At 70.1% G+C, this 21,876-nt stretch carries 16 protein-coding genes; 9 read left to right on the top strand and 7 right to left on the bottom strand.

Features of this window, described 5'->3' with window-relative positions; translation table 11 throughout:
* Window positions 1–12: 12 nt before the first annotated feature.
* From NV348_RS06020 to NV348_RS06010, 3 genes are read right to left on the bottom strand one after another with little or no spacing between them, the layout of a single operon-like run.
* The gene (locus tag NV348_RS06020; protein ID WP_447146095.1) at window positions 13–1,266 is read right to left on the bottom strand and encodes a glycosyltransferase family 4 protein; all 1,254 of its coding nucleotides are present in this window, start codon (window positions 1,264–1,266) and stop codon (window positions 13–15) included.
* On the bottom strand, window positions 1,263–2,819 hold the full coding sequence (locus NV348_RS06015) for a 1,4-alpha-glucan branching protein domain-containing protein (protein ID WP_447146094.1): 1,557 nt from the start codon (window positions 2,817–2,819) through the stop codon (window positions 1,263–1,265). The genes NV348_RS06020 and NV348_RS06015 overlap by 4 nt, the downstream gene beginning before the upstream one ends.
* Window positions 2,816–3,604 carry a class I SAM-dependent methyltransferase gene (locus tag NV348_RS06010; RefSeq protein WP_447146093.1) on the bottom strand — a complete coding sequence of 263 codons (789 nt, stop codon included), beginning with the start codon at window positions 3,602–3,604 and terminating at the stop codon, window positions 2,816–2,818. Before NV348_RS06010 ends, NV348_RS06015 begins: the two co-directional genes overlap by 4 nt.
* Window positions 3,605–3,795: 191 nt before the next feature.
* On the opposite strand from NV348_RS06010, the gene NV348_RS06005 reads away from it, so the two are divergent.
* The 3 genes from NV348_RS06005 (at window position 3,796) to NV348_RS05995 (ending at window position 6,319) form a co-directional block, all read left to right on the top strand.
* A complete protein-coding gene (locus tag NV348_RS06005; RefSeq protein WP_447146092.1) occupies window positions 3,796–4,581 on the top strand; it encodes an electron transfer flavoprotein subunit beta/FixA family protein in 786 nt (261 codons plus the stop codon).
* Between the two features lie 36 nt (window positions 4,582–4,617).
* Window positions 4,618–5,574: an electron transfer flavoprotein subunit alpha/FixB family protein gene (locus NV348_RS06000; protein WP_447146091.1), complete on the top strand. Its 957-nt coding sequence runs from the start codon at window positions 4,618–4,620 to the stop codon at window positions 5,572–5,574.
* A gap of 94 nt (window positions 5,575–5,668) precedes the next feature.
* The gene (locus NV348_RS05995; RefSeq protein WP_447146090.1) at window positions 5,669–6,319 is read left to right on the top strand and encodes a Uma2 family endonuclease; all 651 of its coding nucleotides are present in this window, start codon (window positions 5,669–5,671) and stop codon (window positions 6,317–6,319) included.
* Here the strand turns inward: NV348_RS05995 and NV348_RS05990 are convergent, their stop codons facing one another.
* Entirely contained in the window at window positions 6,320–6,784 is a 465-nt protein-coding gene (locus tag NV348_RS05990; protein ID WP_447146089.1) for a GNAT family N-acetyltransferase, read from the bottom strand. It abuts the gene before it with no gap.
* 105 nt (window positions 6,785–6,889) lie between these two features.
* Here NV348_RS05990 and NV348_RS05985 point away from each other — a divergent pair, with 105 nt between their 5' ends.
* Together NV348_RS05985 and NV348_RS05980 are read left to right on the top strand one after the other, a co-directional pair.
* Complete coding sequence (locus NV348_RS05985) at window positions 6,890–7,546, top strand: Uma2 family endonuclease (protein WP_447146088.1); 657 nt, start codon at window positions 6,890–6,892, stop codon at window positions 7,544–7,546.
* A gap of 48 nt (window positions 7,547–7,594) precedes the next feature.
* A complete protein-coding gene (locus NV348_RS05980) occupies window positions 7,595–8,560 on the top strand; it encodes an aminoglycoside phosphotransferase family protein (protein WP_447146087.1) in 966 nt (321 codons plus the stop codon).
* A 115-nt stretch (window positions 8,561–8,675) separates the two neighbouring features.
* On the opposite strand, the gene NV348_RS05975 is transcribed toward NV348_RS05980, so the two are convergent.
* Entirely contained in the window at window positions 8,676–9,530 is an 855-nt protein-coding gene (locus tag NV348_RS05975) for a LysR family transcriptional regulator (protein ID WP_447146086.1), read from the bottom strand.
* 133 nt (window positions 9,531–9,663) lie between these two features.
* Between NV348_RS05975 and NV348_RS05970 the strand changes: the two genes are divergently transcribed.
* From NV348_RS05970 to NV348_RS05955, 4 genes are all read left to right on the top strand, one after another.
* A complete protein-coding gene (locus NV348_RS05970) occupies window positions 9,664–10,932 on the top strand; it encodes an NAD(P)/FAD-dependent oxidoreductase (protein ID WP_447146085.1) in 1,269 nt (422 codons plus the stop codon).
* A 258-nt stretch (window positions 10,933–11,190) separates the two neighbouring features.
* Window positions 11,191–12,009 (top strand): GNAT family N-acetyltransferase, encoded by an 819-nt coding sequence (locus NV348_RS05965; protein WP_447146084.1) that lies wholly within the window; start codon window positions 11,191–11,193, stop codon window positions 12,007–12,009.
* Window positions 12,010–12,014: 5 nt separating this feature from the next.
* The gene (locus tag NV348_RS05960) at window positions 12,015–12,965 is read left to right on the top strand and encodes a lysophospholipid acyltransferase family protein (protein WP_447146083.1); all 951 of its coding nucleotides are present in this window, start codon (window positions 12,015–12,017) and stop codon (window positions 12,963–12,965) included.
* A gap of 440 nt (window positions 12,966–13,405) precedes the next feature.
* Complete coding sequence (locus NV348_RS05955; protein ID WP_447146082.1) at window positions 13,406–19,516, top strand: non-ribosomal peptide synthetase; 6,111 nt, start codon at window positions 13,406–13,408, stop codon at window positions 19,514–19,516.
* Between the two features lie 7 nt (window positions 19,517–19,523).
* Here the strand turns inward: NV348_RS05955 and NV348_RS05950 are convergent, their stop codons facing one another.
* On the bottom strand, window positions 19,524–20,171 hold the full coding sequence (locus NV348_RS05950) for a Rid family hydrolase (protein WP_447146081.1): 648 nt from the start codon (window positions 20,169–20,171) through the stop codon (window positions 19,524–19,526).
* A 27-nt stretch (window positions 20,172–20,198) separates the two neighbouring features.
* Window positions 20,199–21,764: a flavin monoamine oxidase family protein gene (locus tag NV348_RS05945; RefSeq protein WP_447146080.1), complete on the bottom strand. Its 1,566-nt coding sequence runs from the start codon at window positions 21,762–21,764 to the stop codon at window positions 20,199–20,201.
* Between the last annotated feature and the right edge of the window lie 112 nt (window positions 21,765–21,876).

Here is a 21,876-nt window from a genome sequence, read left to right as displayed (position 1 = left end):
GAGCACCGCGTCCTACTTCGGGTCGCGCTCCGGCAGCGGCCGTTCCACGATGTCGGGGCGGCCCAGCGAGGTGCGCACCCGGCGCTTGGCCGCCGAGTAGACCTGCGCGGTCTCCGCGGCGACCACGTCCCAGGCGAAGTCGGCGGTGAGCCGTTCGCGGGCGTTGTAGGCGCGGTCCTGCGCGGTGGCCGGATCGTCGAGGACGGCGCGGGCCGCGTCGACGATGCCGTCCACGTCGGCCGGTTCGAAGGAGGCGCCGGTGACACCGTCGATGACGGCCTCGCCGAGTCCACCCGCGGTGGAGGCGATCAGCGGGACACCCGCGGCGGCCGCTTCCAGAGCGACGATCCCGAACGGCTCGTACCGGCTCGGCAGCACGATGGCGTCCGCGCCGTGCAGCCAGCCCAGCAGCTCGGAGTGCCCGAGACTGCCGACGAACTGCACCGCCCTGGCGACGCGATGCACGCGCGCCCGCTCCCGCAGCCAGTCGAACTGGGTGCCGACACCGGCGACGGTGAGGGTGGTCCCGGGGTGGGCGCGGCGGATGCGGGGCAGCGCCGCGATCGCGTCCTGCACGCCCTTCTCGTATTCGAGCCTGCCCACGTAGAGCAGCTTCGGCGGCCCGGAGCGCGGCGCGCGCGGCCGGAAGGTCCACGCGCCGACATCGATGCCGTTGCGGATCACCGTGATCGGCGCGAGCTCGGGCCCGTAGAGGCGTTCCACCTCGTCCTGCATGGAGGTCGAGCAGGTGATCAGCTGATCGGCCTCGTTGGTCAGCCACCACTCGACCGAATGGACCTGCTTGTTGACCCGCCCCGACACCCAGCCACTGTGGCGACCGGCCTCGGTGGCGTGGATGGTGGCCACCAGCGGCACGTCGTAGTACTCGGCCAGCGCGATGGACGGGTGCGCGACCAGCCAGTCGTGCGCGTGCACGACATCAGGCGTCCACCCCTCGCCGACACCCGGCTTGCCCAGGGCGACGCCGGCGCGGACCATCGCGTGCCCCATCGCCAGGGTCCAGGCGAGCATGTCCTCGCCGAAGTCGAAGCAGGGCGGGTCCTCGGCCACCGCGACGACGAGCACGCCGTCGGCGATGTAGGAGTGCGTGGGGTGGGTGACCGAGTCGGTGCCCGTCGGCCTGCGCGCCAGCACCACGACCTCGTGACCGGCCGCGGCCAGCTCCACCGCCAGGTGATGGACATGTCGACCGAGCCCCCCGACCACGACCGGCGGGTACTCCCACGACACCATCAAAATCTTCATGCGAATCCTTCAGCGGCGGCCGACGGGACAGCGGTCGGCAACCGCCGCGCGTCCAGACCTGGGAAGAATCCGTCGGCCAGGTTCCATCCTGCCGCGAGACGGGCCGCTTTGGCGAACTGGCCGGCCCCGATGGCCTCGGCGAGTTCGCGCACCGCGTGCGCGTGCTCGTGCGCCCGATCGCGGGCGTACCCGGCGGCGGAGTCCTTGGAGACCATGAAGGCCCAGTCGCTGGAGACGGTGAGAATCGCCTCCCGGAGCAACTGATCGGCGACCGGATCGCGCAGCGAACCGCCCCGGCCGACCTTGTCGAGGGTGTCCAGCGCCAGCCGCACGATGTCGGCGTTGAGCTCGACGAGGTCGGCGACCTGATCGCCCGCCCATACCCGCCAGTCCTTGCCGGAACCCCACGACGAGTCGTTGAGCTGCACGGGTTCGCCCACGAAGCCGTTGTCACGGGCGTCGGCGAGGGTGCCGACGGTGACGCCCGCTTCGGGCAGTGCGCGCAGCACCTGCTCGAGCCAGGCGGGGCCCTCGTGCCACCAGTGGCCGAACAGTTCGGTGTCGAACGCGGCCACCACGAGGGCGGGCCTGCCGATCCGCGCGGACTCCTCGATCAGCCGGGCGCGCACGGTCTCGACGAAGTCGGCGACATCGCGGGTGATGGCGGTGGCGGCGAGTTCCGGATCGTAAGGGGCCTTGTCAGGACCGGCGACGGTCTTGCCGGTCACCCGGGACGGTTTGAGACCGGTCGCGTGGTCGTAGTGGTGGAAATCGCGGTAGGCGCTCTGGCCCGGGTAGCCCTGTTTCGGCGACCAGACCCGGTAGCTCACCTGGAGATCGCGGCCGAACGCGAGCACGTCGGCGTCGCGGACCGGCCTGCCGAGGGTGGTGTCGCCGCGCAGCGACGGGCCGTCGACCATGAAATGCGTCACACCCGCGGCGTCGTAGTTACGCTCCATTCCGGGGGTGTAGCCGCACTCGGGCGCCCAGATGCCGGTGGGGGTGGTGCCCCAGCGCAGCCGCGCGTCGGCCAGGCCCTCGGTGAGCTGGAACTGCCGCAGCCGCTCGTCGAGCAGCGGCTGGAACGGGTGGGCCAGCGGACCACCGAGCAGTTCGATCGCGTCGGCGTCGATGAGCGAGCGCCACACCGGCGCGCTGCCGTGCCGCCAGTCCCGCTCGAACTCGGTCAATGCCGTTGCGGCGAGCCGATGTTCGTGCCGGCCCAGCGCCACATTGCCCGACATCGACGCCTCGTCGGCGCGCAGCTGCCAGTTGCCCAGCCAGTGGTGCATGCCCGCCAGGCAGTGCGGATCGTCGAGCTGAGCGGCCAGCACCGGGGTGATACCCAGGCTCAGCAGGTGTGTACGGCCCTCGGCCGCAAGGTTTTTCAGTACCCGGACCACGGGCAGGTACGAGGCGGCCCAGGACTGGTAGAGCCATTCCTCGCCGACCGGCCAGCGGCCGTGATGGGCCAGCCAGGGCAGGTGGGAATGCAGAACGAGCGTGAACTGGCCCGGCACGGAGCCGGACCGGGCGGAGCGGGAATCGGTCAACGCCGTGCCTTTTCGGCGATCGCGACCAGGTCCAGGCTCGCGTCGATCTCGCCAGCCCGCAGGTCGAAATCGTCGATGGTGACGGCCGCGACGTCGGCGGTCAGGTCGGCCGGCCACGGCTCACCGGCCAGCGCGCGCTCGATCTGGGCGTCGATGAACGACCCACCGTGCTTGGCGTCCAGCGCTTTCAGGCTCGCGCCGTGGTGCACGCCGAGCATCTCCGAGACCGTGAACCCGGCCTCGACCAGCAGTTCGGTCAGCTCGGCCGCGTTGAGTTCGCGGGTGTGGAACGGGTTGAGCGGGGTGTCGCGACCGGGGGAGAAGGTGATCCGGTTCGGGGTGCTGATCAGCAGCTGCCCGCCCGGGCGCAGCACGCGCAGGCATTCGCGCAGGAACTGCGCCTGGTCCCAGAGGTGCTCGATGACCTGGAAATTCACCACGACATCGACGGATTCGTCGTCGAGCGGCAGCTCGGCGAGATTGCCCTGGATCATCTCGACCCGCGGGTAGCGCGCGCGCACGTGCGCGACGGCGCCGTCGTCGTAGTCCACGCCGACGACACGCGCGGCCACGCCGGCGATCATGTCGGCGCCGTAGCCCTCGCCCGAACCCGCCTCGAGCACGGTCTTGCCGGTGCACCGGTCGAGCAGGCGGGCATAGGCGATCTCGTGCCGACGGAACCAGTAGTTCTCCTCGGCGATACCGGGCACGGTCCGCTCACCGGTCAGCGGCAGTGGTTCATGTGTGGCGGCCACAGGTGCGGCAGGGATCACAGCCTCGCTCATTTCTCCGACGTTACTGGTACCGCGGGTTCCCACAGGACTCAGGGATCGGTTCCGAACCCCTTGCGCATGTAGGTTACCCACGAGTAACTTAGCGTAGGGTAGTGTTCCGCTCTGAGCTACTCACACGGACGTACGGCCCAGCTCGTGCGGCCCGCCACCACGTGTACCCAGAAGGAGGTCGACGAAGACCGATGCCGAACATCGTCGTACTCATCAAGCAGGTTCCCGACACCTGGTCCGAGCGCAAGCTGACCGATGGTGACTTCACCCTCGACCGCGAGGCCGCCGACGCCGTCCTCGACGAGATCAACGAGCGCGCCGTCGAGGAAGCGCTGCTGATCAAGGAGGCGCAGGGCGGCGAGGTCACCGTGCTGGCCGCCGGTCCGGATCGCGCCACCGAGGCCATCCGCAAGGCGCTGTCCATGGGTGCCGACAAGGCCATCCACATCAACGACCCGGCGATCCACGGCTCCGACGCCGTGCAGACCGCGTGGGTGCTGGCCGGCGCGCTGGGCCAGGTCGAGGGCGTCGAGCTGGTCATCGCCGGCAACGAGGCCACCGACGGTCGCGCGGGTGCCGTGCCTGCGATCATCGCCGAGTACCTGGGCATCCCGCAGCTGACGCACCTGCGCAAGCTGACCGTCGACGGCGACAAGATCACCGGCGAGCGCGAGACCGACGAGGGCGTCTTCAAGCTCGAGGCGTCCCTGCCCGCGATCGTCTCGGTCACCGAGAAGATCAACGAGCCGCGCTTCCCGTCCTTCAAGGGCATCATGGCCGCGAAGAAGAAGGAAGTTCAGGTCTTCACCCTGGCCGACCTGGGCATCGACCCGTCGACCGTGGGCGTCGCCAACGCCGGCACCCAGGTCACCGGCTCCACCCCGAAGCCTGCCCGTACCGCGGGCGAGAAGATCGCGGACGAGGGCGAGGGCGGCAACCAGATCGCCACCTACCTCATCGGTCAGAAGATCATCTGATCCGGCCCCGTCCGAGACTTCGAAGGAGAAAGAACAATGGCTGAAGTACTTGTGCTCGTCGAGCACGCCGACGGTGCCGTGAAGAAGGTCAGCACCGAACTGCTCACCGCCGCCCGCACCCTGGGCGAGCCCGCCGCCGTCGTCACCGGCCCGGCCGGTACCGCCGAGAAGCTGGCCTCCGCGCTGGCCGCCGCCGGCGCCGAGAAGATCTACGTCGCCGAGTCCGACGACGTCGACGGCTTCCTGGTCACCCCGAAGGTCGACGTGCTCGCCGGTCTGGTCGAGTCCGCCTCGCCCGCCGCCGTGCTGGTCGCCGCCACCGCCGAGGGCAAGGAGGTGTCGGGCCGCCTCGCCGCGCGCATCGGCTCCGGCCTGCTCGTCGACGTCATCGGCGTCAACGCCGACGGCTCGGCCGTGCACTCCATCTTCGGTGGCGCGTTCACCGTCGACGCCAAGGCCACCGGCGACGTGCCGGTGATCTCCCTGCGTCCGGGTGCCGTCGAGGCGGTCGCCCAGGCCGGCGCCGGCGAGCAGGTCGTCGTCGCGGTTCCCGCCCAGGAAGAGGGCGTCGTCAAGGTCGTCTCGCGGGAGCCGATCGTGGGCGGCGACCGTCCGGAGCTCACCGAGGCCGGCATCGTCGTCTCCGGTGGCCGTGGTGTCGGTTCCGCCGACAACTTCGCGGTCGTCGAGGCGCTGGCCGACTCGCTCGGTGCCGCCGTCGGCGCCTCGCGTGCCGCCGTCGACTCGGGCTACTACCCGGGCCAGTTCCAGGTCGGTCAGACCGGTAAGACGGTCTCCCCGCAGCTCTACATCGCCCTGGGCATCTCCGGCGCCATCCAGCACCGCGCCGGCATGCAGACCTCGAAGACCATCGTCGCGGTCAACAAGGACGAAGAGGCCCCGATCTTCGAGATCGCGGACTACGGCATCGTGGGCGACCTGTTCAACGTCGCCCCGCAGCTGACCGAGGCCGTGAAGTCCCACAAGGGATAGAGACTCGCAGCGCTGTGCGGCCCCGTCCGGGTTCTCCGGGCGGGGCCGCTGGCGTCTCGCGAGAGATGTCGTCGCCGCTGAGTAGCATGAGCGAATGGCCGTGCCGAGCGTCGACCGTCCTGACCTGCCCGAGTCGATGACCTGGGAAGAGCTGGCGAAGCTACCCGAAGAGGTCGCCGCCCAGATCGAGTTGTGGAACGGGCGAGTCGTGTGGACGCGCCGCGGGCCAGGCGAACATCAATTGGCGACACTGCTGTTAGCGCAGGAAATCAGGCGCTGTTCCAGCGACGACAGGTTGTCGCACCCCGAACGCTGCTGGCGAGGAAATCTCGAGACGAATGTTTTCTTCGGCACCACGGGTAAGTCCGATTTCGTCACCCCGGACTTCCTCGTGCACCGTTGCTTGCCGGCTGGCTCCGATGTCCGCGCTGCCGACACAGTGCTGGTCGGCGAAGTCCTGTCGCCGTCGAATACCCCGTCCGAGATGGAGGCGAAGAAGGCTCGCTACGCGGGTGCGGGTATTCCGTCGTACTGGGAAGTCGAACTGACACAGGATCTCACCGGTATCGGAGCGCTGCGGGTCTACATCCTCGAGATCGGTCATGGCGAGCTTCCGCCGGGAGTCCGCCCGCTCCGGCCCGCCAACTACCTGCTCGCCGGTGAGTGGAATCCGACGTCGGCTGCCGGCGTCTCGTTCCCGTATCCGTTCTCGATCGAGATTCCTTGGTCGGCGCTGGCCTTCTGATCAGGCGGGGTCGGGGGCATTCACCGGCCGGCCGAGAACCATCCACTTCTCGGGGTCGGTGAGGGGCTCGAAGCCGAACTTCTCGTAGAGGGTGTGGGCGTCGTGGGTGGCGAGCATGATGCGGCGCAGGCCGTAGGGGGCGAGGTGGTCGCGGACCGCGGCGATCAGTGCGACGCCGACGCCTTTACCGCGCACCGCGCGATCGACGTACACGTCACAGAGCCAGGCGAAGGTGGCCTGGTCGGTGACCACCCGGGCGTAGGCGACCTGTTGGCCCGAGACACTGTCGTACACACCGAAATTGAGTGATTCCGCGATCGCGCGATCCTGCAGCTCGCGGGTTCGGCCCATGGCCCAGTACGAGTCGGCGGACAACCAGGTGTGTACGCGGGCGGCATCGACGCGGGCGGTCTCGGCCGAGATTTCGTAACCGGCGGGGATTTCGGGGAGTGGCGTGTCGGTCATCCGGGCAGAATTCCAGGCCGGCGAACGCATGTCGAGCGGGTTTTGCGCCCGCCTGCATGTTCGTCCTCTCGGGTCCGTCGGTGGTCTCAGCACTATCATGGGGCCATGTCGCTGCCAGGTGTCGATCGGCCTGACCTGCCGGAATTCATGACGTGGGAAGAACTGGAGCGGCTTCCCGCGGAGATCGCGGATCAGATCGAGCTCTGGGAGGGCCGCGTCGTCTGGGTCCGCCGTGGCCCGGGAGAACATCAGACGTTCACCCGCCGGTTCGTGAACGAGCTGGAACGGTGTGCCCGGCAGGCCATGGAGACGGCTCAGCCGCAGAAGTGCTGGCGGGTCAACCTGGAAACGAACGTATTCCTCGGTGCCACCGGTAAGTCGGACTTCCTCACCCCGGACTTCCTGGTTCATCGGTGTCTGGCTGCGGCCTATCAGGACGTGCGGGCAGACGACACTGTTCTGGTCGGCGAAGTGCTGTCGCCGTCGAATACGCAATCCGATATCGAAGCGAAGAAGAGCCGATACGCGCGGGCAGGTATCCCTTGGTACTGGGAGGTGACGCTCGAGCGGGATGTCAGCGCCATCGCCATCATCCGGGTCTACGGTCTCGAGACCAGCTATCCAGCACTTCCTGACGGGGTGAGCCCGCTCTATCCGGTGAGCTACCGGCTCGTCGGCGAGTGGATCAACGGCTCGGTGACCGCCGTCGACTTCACCCATCCCTTCCCGATCGATGTTCCGTGGTCCGCACTGGCCTTCTGATCGAATGGTCATCGCACCTACCGAGACCGCCGTGGCAGGGTGGGTGGGGTGACGACTTTGCCGATCGAGGTGCCGCCGGAGGTCGAAGAGACGGTGCGGGGGGTGTTCGGGGCCGCGGGGGAGCGGTGGCTCGTGGATCTGCCCGGGCTGGTGGAAAAGCTGTGTGTGGCTTGGGAGTCGACGGTGATCGGCCCGGCGTTCGGGGGTGGCACGCACGCGTTCGTTGCGCCGGTGCGGCGCGGGGACGGGTCGGTGGCGGTGCTCAAGGTGCCGGTGGTCGACGAGGAGAACGTTGCCGAGGCGACCGGGCTGTTCTGCTACGGCGGGGACGGGGCCGCGACGCTGTACCGGTTCGACGTCGCCAGTGGCGCGATGCTGATGGAGTGGGCGCGGCCGGGGGAGCCGCTGCTCGCGCAGCCGGGGTTCCCGAGTCTGGAGGGCCGGCCGGAGAACGCGGGCCGGGTTCGCCTGGCGTGCAGGCTGCTTCGCCGGTTGCGGCGGGAGCCGGTCGGCATTCCGGCGGACTATCCGACGCTGCCGACAGCGGCAGACATGGTCGCGCAGTGGACCGCACGGCTTCAGCGGCCGGAACCCGAACTCGCCGAGGTCCTTCCAGCGGGTCTGCGCGAGCAGGCCCTGGCTTGGTGCGCGCGCCTAGCCGTTCCGGCGGGACCGCTGCTCGTCGTGAATCGCGACACCCACCTCGGCAATATCGTTGCCGCCGAACGCGAACCGTGGCTCCTGATCGATCCGAAGCCCTACCTGGGCGACGCCGCCTTCGACGCGGGCTTCCTGAGCATGATCCAGGTCCAGTCCACGCCGACCCCCGCGCACGCCCGCGCCGTGGTCGCCGCGACGGCACGTGACCTCGACGTCCCCGTCGACCGCGCCCACGGCTGGGCCTTCCTGCGGGCGATCGAGGAGATCATCTGGTCGGTCGAGGACGAAGACGCTGAGATGCTGCCGCTCCACCTGGCCGTCGCACACGCCTTGGTGATCTCGCCCACCGGCTAGCCACTCCCTGGTGACTGCCCAGCAGCGAGCGTGCCAGGCGTGAGCGACCAGCTGTCAGCACCGGCGCACCTCACCGCCGTCCACGCGCTGGTCCGGAACGGCGCCGAGCACTGCCCTACCGCCGGTGCAGTGCGTCCAGCAGGGTGCTGACGATCGGGTTCTGGCGGGCGTCCTCGCGCAGGACCGCCGAGACCGGGATGCGGAGGCGGTGATCGGTGAGGTCGAGGGTGAGTAGGCCCTTGGTGGGGCCCTCGTAGAGGACGGTCCAGGATTCGGGGCGGTTGAGCAGTTCCATGGTGGCGGTGTGGTCCGGGGGGATCGGCGGCCCGAAAGTGGGGCCGACGGGGAGGTCGGCGAAGGCCGAGCGGATCAGGGTGTGCAGGAGGACCTGTTCCTGTTCGGGCGGGAGCAGCAGGGGATAGGGGCTGAGGTCGGCGAGGGTGACCACGCCCTTGCCCGCCAGCGGGTGACTGCTGGAGATGGCGATCACCAGGTCCTCGACCCAGAGCTGTTCCACCGCCAGGCCGGGTTGATCCACGCTGCCGCGGATCAGCGCGAGATCGCAGTCGCCGTCGGCCACGGCGGTGATCCGCTGGCGGAACGGTTTGATGACGTATTCGATCTCGGCGTCGGGGTGGGCGGCGCGGGCGGCGGCGATCGCGGACAGGGAGCGCGCCGCGAACGACATGTTGGCGGCGAGGCGGATGCGCGGGCCGGTGGTGCGCACGGCGGCGCGGATCGCGGACTCCAGGCTCAGCATCTGCTTGGCCAGGGGGAGCAGCCGCAGGGTGGCGTCGGTGGGGACGACGGCGCGCGTCGTGCGCTCGAACAGCTGGGCGCCGAGGTCACGTTCGAGTCTCGCGATCTGGTGGCTGATCGCGGATTGGGAGATGAAGCAGCGGCTCGCCGCGCGGCTGAAACTGAGCTCCTCACAGACCGCGACGAAGTACGCCAGCTGGCGAAGTTCCACCAGGTACCTCCTATTGATTAGTTATACAGATAAGAGTCATCTTCAGTATGCGCCCAAACACTGGAAACATCTGCGTTCCGCATCGCGTTTACTCATATGAAAGGACTCATTACCGATCTTGGAGCGCGCGATCATGGAACACACGGATGTCGTCATCGTCGGTTCGGGCTTCGGCGGACTCGCCGCTGCCAAGCAACTGAGCAAGTCACGAATCAGCTACGTCCTGATCTCGAGCACGCCCGAGCACCTGTTCCAGCCGCTGCTCTACCAGGTGGCCACCGGCGTGCTCGCGCCCGAGGAGATCGCGCCGCCGATCAAGAACGTACTGCGCCGTCACCCCGAGGCCGACGTCCGGCTCGGCAAGGTCACCGCGATCGACGCCGAGGCCGCCGTGCTCACCTACGAGACCGCCGAGGGTACCCGCCGGATCAGCTACGGCTCGCTGATCGCGGCCACCGGTGCCAACCAGAGCTACTTCGGCCGCGACGACTTCGCGGACAAGACCTTCTCGCTCAAGACCATCGACGACGCCCAGCGCCTGCGCGACCAGATCGCCTCGGTGTTCGCCGCGGCCCAGGGCGCCGACGAGGCGACCCGGCGCAGGCTGCTCAGCTTCGTCGTGGTCGGCGCGGGCGCGACCGGCGTCGAGGTGGCGGGCCAGATCAAGGAGCTCGCCAAGCGTCACTTCCACCAGGAGGTGTCGGTGACCCTGGTCGAGGGCGCGGGCGCGGTGCTGCCCCCGTTCGGCGGCGGGCTCTCGGAGTACGCGAAGCGCTCGCTGACCGACAGCGGCGTCGAGGTGCTGCTGGGCACCTTCGTCACCGATATCGACGAGGGCAAGGTGACGGTCAAGGACGCCGAGGGCATCGAGCGCGGCATCGCCGCCGAGACCGTGGTGTGGTCGGCCGGTGTGCAGGCGGGTGGGTTCGCGGCGCTGCTGGCCGAGGCCACCGGCGCGGAGACCGATCGCGCGGGCCGGCTGCTGATCAACCCGGACCTGACCGTCGGCGGCCACGCCGACATCTACGCCATCGGCGATATGACCTCGCTCAACGGCTACCCCGGCCAGTCGCCGGTCGCCATGCAGGAGGGCCGCCACGCCGCCGACATCATCCGGCGCAAGAAGGACGCGGGCACGCCGTTCGTCTACTGGGACAAGGGCAGCATGGCGGTGATCAGCCGCTTCAGCGCCGTCGTCAAGCTCAACGACCGGATCAGCTTCCGCGGCACCATCGCCTGGGCGATGTGGCTGGCGGTGCACCTGATGTACCTGGTCGGCTTCCGCAATCGCTTCGCCGCGGTCGCCTCGTGGCTGGTGGCCTTCATCGGCACCGCGCGACCCGGCTTCGACGAGGCCGAGCGGACCCCGAAGAGCGCCGAACCGGTGCGCGCGGCCGCCTGAGGACACCCCGATCGGCCCGCCGTGTGACGGCGGGCCGATTGTCGTTCCGGGGCCTCGGAATGCGGACCGCCAGGCCGGATCTCGCGGCCCGATCCGGCCCCGAAACCGGCCTGTTCGGCTAGAAACCCGCAGGTGGGCGAACGATAAGCAGCGCATCGGTGAACGCGCGGTGTGACGGGTGTCTCGTTCACCGAACGGGCATCGACACGACACCGATGTGTCGCTCCGATGCCAGCTCGGGCTGGCTTCATCAGCGGTATGACAATTTCGTCCGTGTTGACCGCGCCGGCGCCGGACTCCGGGGTGGGGAAGTCTCGGTACAGTCTGGTCGTCGCGTCCGATGCCGAGCACAGGGAGGCCGCCCAGCGGCTCCGATTCCAGGTCTTCGCCGCCGAGCCCGGGTTCCGGATACCCGACAACGGGACCGGCCTGGACGCCGACCGGTTCGACGAGCACTGCGACCACCTGCTGGTCCGTGACGAGTTCACCGAGCAGTTCGTCGGCTGCTACCGGATGTTGCCGCCGGACAAGGTGACCGCCGCGGGCGGGTACTACACGGCGACCGAATTCGATCTCACCCAGCTCGACCCGACCGGTCACCGGATCGTCGAGATGGGCCGGGCCTGCGTGGTGCCCGACCACCGCAACGGCTCGGTGCTCACCCTGATGTGGGCGGGCATCCTGCACTACATCCAGCTCACCGGCTACGACTGGGTGATGGGCTGCGTCTCGGTGCCCATGCAGGACGGTCCGCAGGACCCGGTGGGGGTGAACGTGCGCGGCGTGCGCGACATGCTGCTCGGCCGCCACGCCTGCGACCCCGAGCGCCGCGTGCACCCGCACCGCCCGGTCGTCGTCGATGGCCGCACCCTCGACGAGCTGACCCCGCCGAGCCGGCCCAAGCTCCCGCCGCTGCTGCGCGGATACCTGCGCCTGGGCGCCGAGATCTGCGGCGAACCGGCCCACGATCCCGACTTCGCCGTCGCCGACTTCGTCGCGCTGCTCGGCATGGAAACCATCAATACCCGGTATCTGGAGCGGCTGCAGAGCGCGGCCGCCAATTTCGACGGGAAGTAATCACCATGGTGTTCGACGCGCCGCCCGCCACTCACTCGCACTCGTGGATGCCGTCGAGCCCCTGTGGTTCACGCTGCATCGAACCGATCGACCAGGTCGGTACCGCCAGGATGATCGCCCGGCTGGCCGGGATCGTCGGCCTGGTGTTCAGTTTTCCCGTGCTGACCGCGGCGACGCCGAAGTCACGGCGGGAGAACCTGCAGCGCCGGTACGCCCGCGCCGCGCTCGGGTGCCTGGGGATGCGGCTGCGCATCGTCGACAACCGCACCGCCGAGCAGGGCGCGTCGACGGCGGGCTTCGCCGATCCCGGCACCGCGGTAATGGTGGTGACCGGGCACATCGGCTGGTCCGATGTGGTCGCGCTGGCCGCGGTGCAGCCGGTCAGCTTCGTCGCCAGGGCCGACATGGTCGACTGGCCGGTGCTGGGCAAGCTCGCCCAGCTCACCCGGGTGATCCCGATCGAGCGGGCCCGCCTGCGCGAGCTGCCGGGCGTGGTCGGCCAGATCGGGCAGCGGCTGGCCGAGGGCAACCGGATCGCGGTCTTCCCGGAAGGCACCACCTGGTGCGGCCGGGCCTACGGGTCGATGCGCCCGGCCATGTTCCAGGCCGCGATCGACACCACCACCCCGGTGCAGCCGGTCCGCCTGCGCTACCTCGACCGGAACGGAGTGCCGTGCACGGTGCCCGGCTTCGTCGGGGACGACACCTTCGCCGATTCGGCGAAGCGGGTGCTGCGCAGCCGGGGCATGGTCGTCGAGATCTCGCTCGAGCCGCTCGAGCACCCCGGGCTGGATCGTCGTGATCTCGCGCGCCGGTGCGAGGCCGCGGTGCGCGGCACGGACCGCTCGCGGCACGGCGTGCTCGACACCGAATGGATCGAAGCGGGGAACACTCGCGTGCAGGATCCGTCGGTCGATCAGCAGACGCCGGACAGAGTATCGGCTACTGCCTGGTAACTATTTGCCGGTTTTACTCACCCTTTACCGGAGACCGCGCTCGCGGTCTCCGGTAAAGGTGTTTGCCTGACCGAATTGCGGAGAATTCGCAGGTCGGCGCCCGGCGGGTAATCGGCGCGAAAAGTGAAACAGTCACATCCGCCCCAAAGTCGTTCGCGCAGCATATGACCTGCGTATGACGTGGGTTACATACCGGACAGTTGGCTATACCCAAGCGACGTAAACTGAAACCGCCAAATTGCCGCTGCGCCAAAATTGATGAGATATTTGCGGTACCGTCACGCAGGATTTTCCCGATACCCCCGGTGTAGCCGAGAGTCCAGGCGACGTTCTAGCAGTGCGATCGCAGGGGTGATCGATGGTGAAGGGAAGAATTACCGGTGACCGAGCAAGCTTCTGGCGTACGTCGTCCCGCCGCGCGCCGCGGCCGTCGATCGCCGGTGTCCACCCTGCCTCGATTGCTGATGGCCGCCGTCGAGCGCGCACCGGAGGCGCGGGCGCTGAGCCTGGCCGGGCGCGTGCTCACCTACACCGAACTCGACCAGCAGTCCTCGCAGCTGGCCCGGGTGCTGATCGGCCGCGGTGTCGGCCCCGGTGACCGGGTGGTCCTGGCGCTGACCCGATCGATCGAGTCGATGGTGGCGCTGTGGGCGGTGGCCAAGACCGGCGCCGCTTTCGTGCCCGTCGACCCGCGCTATCCGGCCGAACGGGTCGCGCACATGCTCGCCGACTCCGGCGCCGGAGTCGGCCTCGCGCTGGCCGCCGACGCCGACCGGCTCGACGCCGGACTCCGCTGGCTGGCGCTGGATTCCGCCGAGTGCCGCGACGAGCTCGAGCGCGCCTCGGACGCGCCGGTGGTCGCCACCGACCGCACCCGCAGGCTCTTCGGCGAGGACATCGCCTACATCATCTACACCTCCGGATCGACCGGCGTGCCGAAGGGCGTCGCCGTCACCCACACCGGCCTGGCCGGGCTGTGCGCCGAGCAGATCCGCCGCTTCCGGATCACCGCCGCGTCCCGCACGCTGCACTTCGCCTCCCCGAGTTTCGACGCCAGCATCCTGGAACTGCTGCTCGCGATCGGCGCGGGCTCGACGATGGTCATCGCACCGCCCGAGATCTACGGCGGCGACGAACTGACCGACCTGCTGCGCGCCGAACGGGTGACCCACGCCTTCATCACCCCCGCCGCGCTCGCCGGTGTCGACGGATCGGGCCTGCCGGAGCTGGCCGCGATCGTGGTCGGCGGCGAGGCCTGCCCGCCGGAACTGATCGCGCGCTGGTCGCCCGGGCGCGATTTCTACAACCTCTACGGTCCGACCGAGACCACCGTCGCGGCCTCGATCAGCGATCCGCTGACCCCCGGTGACCCGATCACCATCGGCGGTCCCATCCCCGGCATGACCGCTCTGGTGCTCGACGCCCGGCTGCGTCCGGTGCCGGACCGCACCCCCGGTGAGCTGTACCTGGCCGGTCCCGGCCTGGCCCGCGGATACCACGAGCGCGCCGGCCTGACCGCGGCCCGCTTCGTCGCCGACCCGATCACCGGCGGCAGGCTCTACCGCACCGGCGACCTGGTGCGCTGGGAGCTCACCGCCGACGGCGACGCGCAGCTGATCTTCCTCGGCCGCACCGATGCCCAGGTCAAGCTGCGTGGCTTCCGTATCGAACTGGGCGAGATCGACGCGGTCCTGTCCACCGACGCGTCCGTCCGTTTCGCGACCACCCTCGTGCGGACCCTGCCCAGCGGCGTGGACGCGCTCATCGCCTACGTGGTGCCCGTGGCGGGCGCCACGGTCGACCCGGCGGCGCTGACCCGCCTGGCCGAGCAGCGGCTTCCCTCCCATGCCGTGCCGGCCGCCATCGTGCCGCTCGAGCGGCTGCCGCTCACGCCGGTCGGCAAGCTCGACTACCGGGCGCTGCCCGAACCGGAACTGACCGCCCGCGCCTTCGAGGCGCCGCGCACCGGCACCGAGGAGTCGGTCGCCGAGGTCTTCGCCGACCTGCTCGGCGCCGAGCGGATCGGCCGCGACGACGACTTCTTCGCCCTCGGCGGCAACTCGCTGCTCGCCACCCGGCTCGCGGGCCGCTTGGGTGCGAGCACCGGGGTGCGTGTGCCCGCCCGCACCGTCTTCGAACACGGCACCGTCGCCGAGCTGGCCGCCGCCCTCGACGCGCTCGTCGGCGAGGCCGCCGTGCGGGTACCGCTGACCCGGCGCGAGCGCGGCGAACGGGTGCCGCTCTCGCTCGCCCAGCAGCGCATGTGGTTCATGGCTCGCCTCGATCCCGGTTCCAGCGCCTACAACATCCCGGTTGCGCTGCGCCTGTCCGGCCCGCTCGACACCGCGGCACTGGCCGCCGCCCTCGAGGACGTGCTCGACCGCCACGAGGTCCTGCGCACCGTGTACCCCGAGCACGACGGCCAGGGCTACCAGCGGGTGCTGCCGGTGGCCGAGGCCGGACTCGACGTGGCCGTCACCGCGATCGCCGAGGCCGACCTGCGGAGGGAACTGGCCCGGCTGACCTTCGGCGGCTTCGACGTCTGCGCGCGAGTTCCCGTGCGCGCCGCCCTGTTCCGGCTCTCGGCGACCGACCACGTGCTGGCCGTGGTGGTCCACCACATCGCCACCGACGGCTTCTCCCTCGCCCCGCTCACCCGCGACCTGATGACCGCCTACGCCGCCCGCACGCACGGCGCGGCGCCGGACTGGGCGCCGCTGCCGGTGCAGTACGCCGACTACACCCTCTGGCAGCAGGAGATGCTCGGCGCGGCCGAGGATCCCGGCTCCCTGCTGGCGCAGCAGCTCGGTTACTGGCGCACGGAGCTCGCGGGCACGCCGACCCTGCTGGAGCTGCCCACCGATCGGCCACGTCCGCCGATCGCGGGCAGTCGCGGCGCCGCGCACCACTTCGCGCTCGACGCGTCGCTGCACCAGGCACTGGAAACCCTGGCGCGCGAACACAACGCGTCGCTGTTCATGGTCGTGCGGGCCGCGCTGTCGGTGCTGCTGGCGCGCGTCGCCGGTACCGACGACGTCACCGTGGGCGCGCCGGTCGCCGGCCGTGGCGAGCCCGAACTCGACGACCTGGTCGGCATGTTCGTCAACACCGTCGTGCTGCGCACCCGCGTCGACGCCGCCGAGTCCTTCGCCGCGCTGCTGGATCGGGTCCGTGAGACGGACCTGGCCGCCTTCGCCCACGCCGACGTGCCGTTCGAACGCCTTGTCGCCGAACTGGATCCGCCGCGCACCCAGGCGCACCACCCGCTCTACCAGGTGGCGCTGTCGTTCCAGAACTTCGGCGGCGCCCGGCTGGAACTGCCCGACCTGGTGGTCTCGGCCGTCGACCTGGGCGACGAGGTCGCGCCGGTCGACCTGCAGCTGACCGTCGTGCCGCACGAGGACGCGGCGGGCCCCGCCGGACTGCGGTGCTCCTGGCGCTACGCCACCGACCTGTTCGACGATCCGACCATGGCGACGCTGGGTCAGCGCCTGGCCGGACTGCTGGCCGCGGCCGTCGCCGCACCGCACCGGCCCGTCGGCGATCTGCCGCTGCTGACCGCGGCCGAGCGCAGCGAACCCGCCGGTGACCTGCGGTTGGTGCCCGAGGCGACGCTGGCCGAGGCCGTCCAGAGGCAGGCGCTGCTGCGTCCGGACGCGCCCGCCGTCACCTTCGCCGGCTCGACGCTCACCTACGGCGAATTCGCGAGCCGGGTCAACCGGCTGGCCCGGCTGCTCGTCGCCACCGGCGTCGGCCCCGGCGCGACCGTGGCGGTCGCGATCCGGCCGTCGATCGACCTGGTCGTCGCCATGTACGCGGTCTTCGTCGCCGGTGGCGCCTACGTGCCGATCGATCCGGACGCCCCGGCCGATCGCCGCGCCGACATCCTGTCCGTCGCCCGGCCGGTCTGTGTGCTGACCACGGTGGCCGACACGGTCGATGTCGACGGGCTGCCGGTCGTCTCGGTCGACCTGGTCGCGACGTCCGGTGCGCTGTCGGCGTTCCCGGACCGCCCGCTGACCGACGCCGACCGTCTCCGGCCGCTGCGCACGCTGGACCTGGCGTACGTCATCTTCACCTCCGGGTCCACCGGCAAGCCCAAGGGCGTCGGGGTACCGCACTCGGCCATCGTCAATCAGGCGGCCTTCATGGTCGGCGAATACGCGGTGGGGACGAACGACACCGTCCTGCAATCGATTCCGTGGACCTTCGACGCCTCGATGATCGGTTTCGCGACCCCGCTGCGCGCGGGCGCGCACATGATCGTGGCCGCCGCGCACGGTCTCACCGACCCGGCCTACCTCGCCGATCTCATCGCGCGGCACCGGGTCACGGGCACCACGATCGTGCCGTCCGTGCTGCAGATGCTGCTCGAGGCCGCGCCGTCCGGTGCGCTGCGGTCGGTGCGCGCGGTGTGGGTCGGTGGTGAGGCACTGCCCAACGCCACCATCACCCGCTTCACCGCCGCCACCGCGGGCAGGCTGCACAACCTGTACGGACCCACCGAGGCCACGGTGTCCATCACCGCCGCCGATGTGACCGAGGTCGGAGACGGGATCGTCCCGATCGGCAAGCCGCACTGGAACTCCCGCGCCTACGTCCTCGACGCCCGGCTGCGCCCGGTGCCCGTCGGTACGCCCGGTGAGCTGTACCTGGCCGGCGCGCAGCTGGCGCGGGGTTACCTCGGCAGCCCCGACAAGACGACCGAACGCTTCGTCGCCGATCCGTACGGTCCCGTCGGCGAGCGCATGTACCGCACCGGCGACCTGGTCCGCAGGCTGCCCTCGGGTGAGCTGACCTACCTGGGCCGCACCGATGTCCAGCTCAAACTGCACGGCCTGCGCATCGAGCCCGGCGAGATCGAGGCCGCGCTGCGCGCGCATCCGGCCGTCGCCGGTGCCGCGGTGACGGTGCACCACGAACAGCTCGTCGGCTACGTCACCCCGGCCGCCGGGCGCACCGTCGACCTCGCCGACGTACAGGCGACGGTCCGAACCCTGCTGCCGCCGTACATGATTCCGCACCGGCTGTTGGAGCTCGACGAGTTCCCGCTCGGCGCCACCGGCAAGCTCGACCGCAAGGCGCTGCCCGCGCCCGCGGTGGAACTGCGCGAGTACCAGGCGCCCGCGACCGCCGATGAGGAGGCCGTGGCGGCAGTGTTCGCGCGGATCCTGGACCTCGACCGGGTCGGCCGCGACGACGACTTCTTCGTCCTGGGTGGCACCTCGCTCTCGGCGATCCGGGTGCGCGCCGCGCTCGCCGAGCGCCTCGGTATCGAGGTGCCGTTGCGTCTGCTGTTCAGCTATCCGCAGGTCAGCGATCTGGCACTGGCCGTGCGCGACGAGTCCTCGGCCTCGGCGGCGGGCCCCGATCCGGCCGCCGACGCGATCCTGGATCCCGCGATCGACCTCACCGGCTGCGCGCCCCAGCGCGCGGGCGACCCGGCGACGTTGCTGCTCACCGGCGCCACCGGCTTCCTCGGCAGCTTCCTGCTGCGGGAACTGCTCGAGCAGACCGGCGCCACCATCCACTGCCTGGTCCGGGCCACCGACGACGCGAGCGCGGTGGACCGGGTCGTCGCGACCGCCGCGAAGTACAGCATCGACCTGGCGCCCTACCGCGACCGGATCGTCGGCGTGCCGGGCGATCTCGCGCAGCCGAGGCTGGGCATCGAGCCGGTGCGCTTCGCCGAACTGGCCGCGCGGATCGACGCGATCTATCACAACGGCGCGCTGGTCAACCACCTCGAGCCGTACGGCCGCATGCGTGACGCCAATGTCGGCGGTACCACCGAGGTGCTGCGGCTGGCGACCACCACCCGGGTCAAGCCGGTTCACTACGTCTCGACGCTGTCGGTGCTGGCCGGTATCCCGCAGGACAGTGGAGTGCCCGGCGGTCTGCCCGGCTACGCCATGACCAAGTGGGTCGCCGAGCAGCTGGTGCACACCGCGATCGAGCGCGGCATTCCCGTCGCCGTCTACCGGCCCGGCCTGATCACCGGCGACTCCCGCACCGGCGTCGCCCCCGCCGAGGACGCCTGGTGGACCATGCTGCGCGCCATGCTGGTGCTCGGCGTCGCCGTCGACGTGCGCGCGATCGGGGTCGAGATGGCCCCGGTCGATCATGTCGCGGCGGGCATCGTCCACCAGTCCCGCGACGCCGCCGCGATCGGCAACATCTACCGCGCGGCGGGCGCCCAGGTGCCGTTGCAGGTCGTCTACGAGGAGATCCTGCGCCGCCACTACCGGTTCGACTTCATCGACCCGATGGAATTCGGCCTGACCCTGACCACTGCCGCCGAGCGCACCGACGCCGACCCGATCCTGGCCCGCGCCTCGGCACTGAGCGGCAACTACGCCGCCGCCATCGCCGCGGCAACCCCGGCGACGGTCCTGAGCGCGGTCGAATCGGCCGCCCCCGCCGAGCCCTACCGCGGCCTGCCGATCGAGTTCCCCGCGGTCGACGCGACGGTCATCAGCCGCTACTTCGACCACTACATCGACACGGGGTTCTTCCCCGCGCCGGACGCGGGCAGCCTGACACACGCCTGAGATCGGACTACGAGCCCGCCGGGTACACCGCGTCGACCTCCACCTCGACCAGCCAGCCCGCGACCGGCAGGCTGGCCACCTCGAGCGCGAACCTGGTCGGCCGCGCGGCATTACGGACCAGGGGCGCGGTCGGGGCGGCGGTGCCGAGCGGGACCAGTTCGGTGTCGCCGGTGTCGAGGTCGGTGTTGGCGAAGAACTGGCGGTAGGCGCGGTTCCAGCCCGCGTAGTCGGCGCGATCGGTGCCGGGGGCGTTGTCGAGGAACACCCGCATGGTGACCACATTGTCCAGGGTCAACCCGCGGGCTTCCAGGTTCTCGCGGATCCTGGCCAGCACCGACATCCCCTGCGCCTCGGTGACGGTCACGCCGGGCCCCAGCGTGCCGCCGGCGAATTGCTGGGTGTCGATGAAGGATTCGGGGCTGCCGGTGGGGGCCGCCTTGTTGAGCGCGGTGGGTCCGATGCCACTGGTCTTGTAGACGGCGGCGTCGGCGGCGATCACCACGCCCTGCGCGATCATCGGATTGGCCTGCCCCGCTTCCAGAATCGACGAGCTCGGCGCCGGCTTCGGCTCCCCGGCGGCGTCGGAATCGGCGGAACAGCCGGTGAGGGTCAGTGCCACGAGGGTCGTCGCGGCCACAGTGATCATGGTCTTCATGGTGGGCTCCTTGTCCGGGTGGGTAGATCAGGCGGCGACGCGGGCGTGCAGCGCCGTGACGACATCGCGGGCCGAGGTGAACGCGCCGTGCTGCCAGGCGATCGCGTTGGACAGGTGGTCACCGGCGAAGTACACCCGCTCGACCGGGGCGAGCAGCTTGGTGTATTCCGGGGTGGCCACCCCGCCGTGCGCGTCGCTGCCGGACCAGCCGACCCACGCGCCCTCGGAATACTTGGTGCGCCGCCAGCTTCCGGAGAACGACGAGGCGATATCGCGCCCGTACTTCTCGCCGTGGATGGCCGAGCCCTCCGCGACCGCTTTCGCCAATCGCTGCCGGTGCGTGAGGGATTCGAAGGCTTGATGACGTTTGCCGGTGTTGTAGTAGCCGACCACCACACCGCGTTCGCCGTGGTAGTGGTCGTACGGGAACATGATCTGCGCGATGTCCTTGTCGGTATTGGTCGCGCCGCCGTAGATTCGGTCCTCCAGCTCCCACCAGCGCCGCGAGTACTCGATGCCGAGCTTGCCGGAGGACACCGGTATCGCCGCCTTCAGCGCGGTCAGCACATCGGCGGGCAGGTTGGTGGCCAGGCGTCCGACGAGATTCGGGGGCAGCGTGCAGATGCAGTAGTCGGCGTCGATGGCCTGCTTCGCGCCGTCCTGGGCGTACTCGATCCGCACCCCGCCCGGCGTGTTCCGCATGGCCGACACCTCGGCGCCGAAGCGGATCCGGTCGGTGCCGATCTCGCGCTGGAAGGCGGTGTAGATGCGGTCCATGCCGCCGACCGGGGTCATCATCATCATGGCCTGGTCGTAGCCGAATTCGAAGCTGAAGTTGCGGCCGAGACCGCTGCGGATCGTGTCGGACATGGCGAAGGGCTTGCGCTGGTCGCCGAAGTTCAGGCCCGCACCCGGCTCGGAATCGTAGCCGCGCCGGGTCGACCCGAGATAGCGGCCGTCACTGGACAGATCGCCGAAATCGCGCAGGAACGAGGCCAGCGCTTCCTTGTCGGCACCGGTCAGCACATCGTCGAGCGCGCCCCGCGACGCGGCCTTCTGCAACAGCTCCGACAGGTAGCCGTACATGTCGGCCTTGGCCGCCCGGTACTGCACGGACTGCCCGGAGATCGGCGTCGCGCTCTGGTAGTTGACCAGGGTGTTGGCGTTCTGATTGCCGAAGGGCTGGACCTCGACGCCCAGTTCGCGGCAGTAGTCGAGGGTGATGTGGCCCTGTGGAATGCGCGTGGCACCCAGGTTGAAGTAGTGCCCCTCGGCGAAGGTGCAGGTCTGGGTTTCGCCGTTGAGGTCGGTCTCGGTGGTGCCGTTACGCACCGACCACACCCGCCCGCCCGGGCGCTTCCTGGCCTCGAGCACGGTCACGTCGTAGCCCGCCTTGCCCAATTCGTACGCCGCGCAGAGTCCGGCGGGCCCGCCGCCGAGAATCGCGACCGACGCGCCCGCCGCCGACTTGCCGATGAGGTCGCCCATGGCGGGGGACCGGAACGGCACCTGCGCCGTGGCGGGCGCGAGACCCAGGGTCGACAGCGCGCCGTAGGCGAGGCCCGCGCCGCCGGTGACCCCGAGACTCTGCATGAATGATCTTCTGGTGACTGCCATGGGGCGCTCCGTCCACTGATCCGCGATGTCCGTTCTGCGAAAGTCTCGAAGGACGGTGGGGCGGTGGCGCTACGCCGGGGAAAACGTT

The sequence above is a fragment of the Nocardia fodinahabitans genome, from assembly GCF_052983615.1.
This window is presented reverse-complemented; position numbering and strand designations above follow the sequence as displayed.

Bases quoted from the DNA above. Each gene is read 5' to 3' on its own strand.
- NV348_RS05995 (WP_447146090.1), top strand. From the start codon at position 5,669: ATGGCCGTGCCGAGCGTCGACCGTCCTGACCTGCCCGAGTCGATGACC.
- NV348_RS05970 (WP_447146085.1), top strand. From the start codon at position 9,664: ATGGAACACACGGATGTCGTCATCGTCGGTTCGGGCTTCGGCGGACTC.
- NV348_RS06020 (WP_447146095.1), bottom strand. From the start codon at position 1,266: ATGAAGATTTTGATGGTGTCGTGGGAGTACCCGCCGGTCGTGGTCGGG.
- NV348_RS05950 (WP_447146081.1), bottom strand. From the start codon at position 20,171: ATGAAGACCATGATCACTGTGGCCGCGACGACCCTCGTGGCACTGACC.
- NV348_RS06005 (WP_447146092.1), top strand. From the start codon at position 3,796: ATGCCGAACATCGTCGTACTCATCAAGCAGGTTCCCGACACCTGGTCC.
- NV348_RS05945 (WP_447146080.1), bottom strand. From the start codon at position 21,764: ATGCAGAGTCTCGGGGTCACCGGCGGCGCGGGCCTCGCCTACGGCGCG.
- NV348_RS06010 (WP_447146093.1), bottom strand. From the start codon at position 3,604: ATGAGCGAGGCTGTGATCCCTGCCGCACCTGTGGCCGCCACACATGAA.
- NV348_RS05960 (WP_447146083.1), top strand. From the start codon at position 12,015: ATGGTGTTCGACGCGCCGCCCGCCACTCACTCGCACTCGTGGATGCCG.
- NV348_RS05965 (WP_447146084.1), top strand. From the start codon at position 11,191: ATGACAATTTCGTCCGTGTTGACCGCGCCGGCGCCGGACTCCGGGGTG.
- NV348_RS06000 (WP_447146091.1), top strand. From the start codon at position 4,618: ATGGCTGAAGTACTTGTGCTCGTCGAGCACGCCGACGGTGCCGTGAAG.
- NV348_RS05990 (WP_447146089.1), bottom strand. From the start codon at position 6,784: ATGACCGACACGCCACTCCCCGAAATCCCCGCCGGTTACGAAATCTCG.
- NV348_RS05985 (WP_447146088.1), top strand. From the start codon at position 6,890: ATGTCGCTGCCAGGTGTCGATCGGCCTGACCTGCCGGAATTCATGACG.